General features: G+C 79.3%; 1 pseudogene. It reads left to right on the top strand.

Features of this window, described 5'->3' with window-relative positions:
* Positions 1-217 (top strand): annotated as a pseudogene (locus tag VR45_RS17490) (hypothetical protein); the annotation flags it as partial.

The raw sequence follows: 217 nt of genomic DNA, 5'->3' as shown, positions 1-217 counted from the left end.
AGGCCCTCCCCGCCCCTGCCGCTCCCGCCCCGGCCGCGGCGTCCGACCCGGCCGGCCGGACGGGCGCCCCCGGCCAGGCCGCGATCCTCGGCATCACCTGCGGACTGGTGCTGCACGGCGACACCGGCCACGCCTCGCTGGTCGTCGAGCCGACCGGGCCGGTCGGCCGGCCCGGCAACACCACCGGCGAGGACGAGTTCCTCGACCTGCTCCAGGA

Source organism: Streptomyces sp. NRRL S-495 (genome assembly GCF_000966955.1).
Classification (GTDB): domain Bacteria; phylum Actinomycetota; class Actinomycetes; order Streptomycetales; family Streptomycetaceae; genus Kitasatospora; species Kitasatospora purpeofusca.
This window is presented reverse-complemented; position numbering and strand designations above follow the sequence as displayed.